The following is a 4,262-nucleotide window of genomic DNA, read 5'->3' as shown; positions in this document are numbered from 1 at the left end:
GTCCAACGCCTCGTCGAGGCGCTGTTCGTCCAGCCCGGGACTGTCGAACGGGTCGCGGCGGCGCCGGTGCGGCAGGGCCAGCCGGGCCGCCACCCGGACGTCCTCCGCGTCCACCCGGTCGCGGCCCTGCCAGGCGGCGTGCGCCACGGCGGTACGGGCCGCGACGATGTCGGCGCGCATGCCGTCCACGTCGAACGCGGCACACACCTCGGCGATCTGGCGCAGCGCGGAGTCGGGTAGCCGGACCCGGTCCAGCCGTCCGCGGGCGCGGGCCACCCGGTCGGCGACGGCCGCGTCCGGGTCGGCCCAGCGGGCGGCGAAGCCGGCCGGGTCGGCGTCGGCGGCGAGCCGGCGGCGGACCACCTCGGCGCGGACCACCGGGTCCCGGCTGGCGGCGACGGTGACGGTGAGGCCGAACCGGTCGAGCAGCTGCGGGCGCAGCTCCCCCTCCTCCGGGTTCATCGTGCCGACCAGCAGGAAACGGGCGGCGTGGCTGACCGACACGCCCTCCCGCTCGACGTGGCAGCGGCCCATCGCGGCGGCGTCGAGGAGCAGGTCGACCAGGTGGTCGTGGAGCAGGTTGACCTCGTCGACGTAGAGCAGGCCCCGGTGCGCGGCGGCGAGCAGGCCGGGCTCGTACGCGCGTACTCCCGCGCCGAGGGCCTGCTCCAGGTCGAGCGAGCCGACCACCCGGTCCTCGGCGGCGCCCACGGGCAGCTCGACCAGCCGGGCCGGGCGGCGCTCGACCCCGGCGGTGGCCGGGTGCGGCCCGTCCGGGCAGGTCTGGTCGGGGGCGGCCGGGTCGCAGCCGAACCGGCAGCCGGCCACCCGGTCGACCGGGGGCAGCAGCGCGGCGAGGGCCCGCACGGCGGTGGATTTGGCGGTGCCCTTCTCGCCGCGGACGAGCACCCCGCCGATGGCCGGGTTGACCGCGTTGAGCAGCAGGGCCAGCCGCAGGTCGTCCATGCCGAGCACCGCGGAGAACGGGAAATTGGTCACGGCCGGTCCTCCAGATCGCCCTCGCTTGCCAGGTAGGTCTCGCGGAGCCGGTCGAGGGTGGCCGGCTCGGGTGCGGTCCACATCCCCCGGTCGGCGGCCTCCAGCAGCCGCTCGGTGATGCCGCGCAACGCCCACGGGTTCGACTCGGTCAGGAAGTCCCGCGTCGGTGGGTCGAAGACGTACGCGGCGGCCAGGTTCTCGTACATCCAGTCGTCGACGACCCCGGCGGTGGCGTCGTAGCCGAACAGGTAGTCCACGGTGGCGGCCAGCTCGAACGCGCCCTTGTAGCCGTGCCGCCGCATCGCGGCGATCCAGCGCGGGTTGACCACCCGGGCCCGGAACACCCGCCGGGTCTCCTCGGCCAGGGTGCGGGTACGCACGTCGTGCGGCATCGCCGAGTCGCCCAGGTAGGCGGCGGGCGCGGTGCCGGTGAGGTGACGGACCAGCGCCACCATCCCGCCGTGGTACTGGAAGTAGTCGTCGGAGTCGACGATGTCGTGCTCGCGGGTGTCCTGGTTCTTGACCGCCACCGCGATCCGGGCGAACGAGCGTTCCATGTCCTCGCGGGCCGGGCGCCCGTCCAGGTCGCGGCCGTAGGCGTAGCCGCCCCAGACGGCGTACACCTCGGCCAGGTCGGCGTCGTCGCGCCAGGTGCGGGCGTCGATCAGCGGCAGCAGCCCGGCCCCGTACGCCCCCGGTTTGGAGCCGAAGATCCGGGCGGTGGCCCGGCGTTCGTCGCCGTGCGCGGCGAGGTCGGCGTGCACGTGGGCGCGGACGAAGTTCTCCCCGGTCGGCTCGTCCAGCGCGGCGACCTGCCGTACCGCGTCGTCGAGCAGCGCGACGACGTGCGGGAAGGCGTCCCGGAAGAACCCGGAGATGCGGACCGTGACGTCGACCCGGGGCCGGCCCAGCTCCGCGAGGGGCACCACCTCGACGCCGGTGACCCGGCGGGACCGGTCGTCCCAGACCGGGCGGCAGCCGATCAGGGCCAGCACCTCGGCGATGTCGTCGCCCTGGGTACGCATGGCGCTGGTGCCCCACACGGTGAGCCCGACCGCCCGGGGGTAGCTGCCGGTGTCGGCGAGGTGCCGGGCGAGCAGCGAGTCGGCGAGGGCCTGCCCGACGTCCCAGGCGTTGCGGCTGGGGATGGCCTTCGGGTCGACGGAGTAGAAGTTCCGCCCGGTGGGCAGGACGTTGACCAGTCCCCGGGTGGGTGAGCCGGACGGCCCGGGCGGCACGAACCGGCCGTCGAGCGCGGCGAGCACCCGGTCGATCTCGTCGGTGGTGCGGTCCAGCCGGGGCACCAGTTCGCTGGCCGCGAACCGGAGCACCGACGCGGCGTCCGGAATGGACCGGCCGGTGACCTCCTCGACCACCGCGTCGGCCCGGTCGGCGGGCCAGCCCAGGGTTTCCATGCCGAGGACCAGCCGCCGGGCCAGCCCCTCGATCAGGTCGACGGCGTCGGCGGCGGTGACCGCCGGCCCGTCGGCGACCTCGGTCAACGCCTCGGCCACGCTGATCCGGGCGCCCGGGTCGGCCAGCAGTTCCTGCTCGTCGAGCCCGTACCCAGCGGCGAGCGCCTGGCGCAGCCCGGGCAGCGCGCGTACCCCGCCCCACACCTGCGGGGCCCGCAGGACCGCGAGGACCAGGTTCACCCGGGCCTCGCCGGTGGGGGCGGCGGCCAGCACGTGCAGCCCGTCGCGGATCTGCACGTCCTTGACCTCGCACAGGTACCCGTCGAGGTGCAGCACGAAGTCGTCGAAGTCCTCGGCGGCGGGCCGGTCGGCCTGGTGCAGGTCGTGGTGCAGCTCGGCGGTACGCACCAGTTCCCAGATCTGCGCCTGCACCACCGGCACCTTGGCCGGGTCGAGGGCCTGCACGGTGGCGTACTCGTCGAGCAGCTGTTCGAGCTTGGCCAGTTCGCCGTAGGTCTCCGCGCGGGCCATCGGCGGCACCAGGTGGTCGACCACCACGGCGTGCGCACGGCGCTTGGCCTGGGTGCCCTCCCCCGGATCGTTGACGATGAACGGGTAGACCAGCGGCAGGTCGGCGAAGACGGCGTCGGGCGCGCAGTCGGCGGCCAGGCCGAGGCCCTTGCCGGGCAACCATTCCAGGGTGCCGTGCTTGCCGAGGTGCACCACGGCGTCCGCGCCGAAGCCGCCGTCGGCCGGCGACGCGGCCAGCCAGCGGTACGCGGCCAGGTAGTGGTGGCTGGGCGGCAGGTCCGGGTCGTGGTAGATGGCGACGGGATTCTCGCCGAAGCCGCGCGGCGGCTGGATCAGCAGCACCACGTTGCCGAAGCGCAGCCCGGCCAGGACGATGTCGCCGTCGTCGGTGTACAGCTCACCGGGGGGCGGACCCCAGTGTCGGTGCATCCGCTCCCGCAGCGACGCCGGTAGCCGGTCGAACCAGCGCCGGTAGACGTCGCCGGGCACCCGGGCCTCGGCGGCGGCCAGTTGTTCCGGGGTGAGCCACTCCACGTCGTGCCCACCGGCGGCGATCAGCGCGTGGATCAGCGCGTCCCCGTCGGCCGGCGGTCCGGCGTCCCCGAGCCGGTAACCCGCCTCGGCCAGCGCGGCGAGCAGCCGTACCGCCGAGGCGGGGGTGTCCAGGCCGACCGCGTTGCCGACCCGGGAGTGCTTGGTCGGGTAGGAGCTGAGCACCACCGCCAGCCGCTTGTCGGCGGCCGGCAGGTGCCGTAGCCGCGCGTGCCGCACCGCGATGCCGGCCACCCGGGCGGCGCGTTCCGGGTCAGCGGCGTAGACCGACAGGCCGTCGGCGTCGACGCGTTTGAAGGAGAACGGCACGGCGACGATCCGGCCGTCGAACTCAGGGATGGCCACCTGCATCGCGGCGTCCAGCGGGGACAGTCCGCCGTCGCTGCCGGCCCACTGCTCGCGGGTGCTGGTCAGGCAGAGGGCCTGGATCACCGGCACGTCCAGGGCGGCGAGTGCGCCGACGTCCCAGGCGTCCGAGTCGCCCCCGCCGGAGGCGTCGGCGGCGACCGTGCCGCCCGCGGCCAGCACGGTGACGACCAGGGCGTCGCACCGGGCGAACAGGCCGAGCGGCCCGGCACCCACGGTGAGCCCGCGCAGCGAGCCGCAGAACACCGGCAGGGCGTTGCCGCCGGCCGCCTCGACCGCGTCGGCGAGCACGTCGACGAACCCGGTGTTCCCGGCTAGCGCGTGCGCCCGGTAGAAGACGATGCCGATGGTGGGCCGGTCGGGGTACGTGGGGCGGTCCCCGTGCACGCCGTAGGCGGG

General features: G+C 75.2%; 2 protein-coding genes. Both read right to left on the bottom strand.

What is annotated here, in order from left to right; genetic code table 11:
* Window positions 1-966 (bottom strand): magnesium chelatase ATPase subunit I (locus tag C1I95_RS32120; protein WP_158566516.1); only part of this gene is annotated, 966 nt, incomplete at its 3' end.
* A 29-nt stretch (window positions 967-995) separates the two neighbouring features.
* Window positions 996-4,262: cobaltochelatase subunit CobN (gene cobN, locus C1I95_RS32115; protein ID WP_111219653.1), on the bottom strand; the 3,267-nt coding region annotated here is incomplete at its 5' end.

It is taken from the genome of Micromonospora craterilacus, assembly GCF_003236315.1.
GTDB lineage: Bacteria > Actinomycetota > Actinomycetes > Mycobacteriales > Micromonosporaceae > Micromonospora > Micromonospora craterilacus.
Note: the sequence above shows the minus strand (reverse complement) of the source record. Positions and strands in the feature narration are given on the sequence as shown.